Raw genomic sequence first — 1142 nt, 5'->3', positions numbered from 1 at the left:
GCGAACGGTGTAAGCATTATCAGCTTCTATAATCATTATCAAAATTACCGGATAAGTTTACTCAATACCAGTAACGGGCTCCCTTCAGATAACGTTGCCGATGTGGTACAGAACGGTCATGATTATTATATAGCTACAGATCAGGGCATAGCCGTTACTCAAAATTTAGGGAACACCGCCCTGCCTAAACCGGTGTTGATTAATGATGGGATACCCGGAACTCAAAACAGCTTTACTTACGGCCGGCCTGTTGTATTTAACTGCGTTGCCCTATCCTACAAAAGCATGGGCAAAATACAATACCGCTTCAGGCTTAAGGGGGTTGATAAAAATTGGAGCGTCGCGCCTTCCGGCGAAAAACGGTTCGACCTGCTGCCCCCCGGAAACTATGAGTTAGAAGCCCTGGCTGCCGACCGTTTTAACCAGTTAAGCCAACCGCTCATTTTTAAATTTGACGTTATGCCTTTATGGTACCAGCAGTTATGGCTGCAGGTGCTGGCTGTATTAAGTGCCATAATCATCGCTTTCCTGCTGGTACGGAAATATTATCAATCCATCATCGGCTTACAAAAAAAGGACTATGAAAATGCCCTTGCCCTGCAGCGCGAACGACAGCGCATCAGCAGTGAGGTGCATGATGATTTAGGTGCAAGCATCTCCGGTATTAAGCTCAGGACCGAATTACTCAGCCGCAAAACAGCCGATCAGCCTGCTTTTAAGGAGATTGACGCTATTCATGAAGCCATTACCGATATATCTACCCAGGTAAGGTTAATTATCTGGAGCCTTGATGCCGAAAACGACGAAGTAAGCAACCTGGCCGGCTTTATTCATAAACAAGCCATTAAAATATTTGAATACAGCAATATTGACCTCCATGTAAATGCCTCCGTCAGCGAAACCCCGGTTACCATCAGCGGCGAAAAAAGGCGCCAGGTATACCTCCTTGTTAAGGAAGTATTAAACAATATTGTTAAACACTCGGAGGCACAAAACGCCTTTCTGGAAATCAATCTTTACAAAAACCGGCTGCAGATCAGCATCCGTGATGACGGGCGCGGATTTGACCCCGATGTGCGCAAGCACGAAACCATGGGCATCCGGAATATCCACACGCGGGCAAAAAGATTGAACGCCGAACT

General features: G+C 46.2%; 1 protein-coding gene. It reads left to right on the top strand.

Annotated features, from left to right (window positions below; all coding sequences use genetic code 11):
• The coding region (locus tag BLP33_RS27115) for an ATP-binding protein (RefSeq protein ID WP_217633236.1) at nucleotides 1–1142 on the top strand (1142 nt) is incomplete at both ends.

The organism is Mucilaginibacter sp. NFR10, from assembly GCF_900100445.1.
GTDB classification, from domain to species: Bacteria; Bacteroidota; Bacteroidia; order Sphingobacteriales; family Sphingobacteriaceae; genus Mucilaginibacter; species Mucilaginibacter rubeus.
This window is presented reverse-complemented; position numbering and strand designations above follow the sequence as displayed.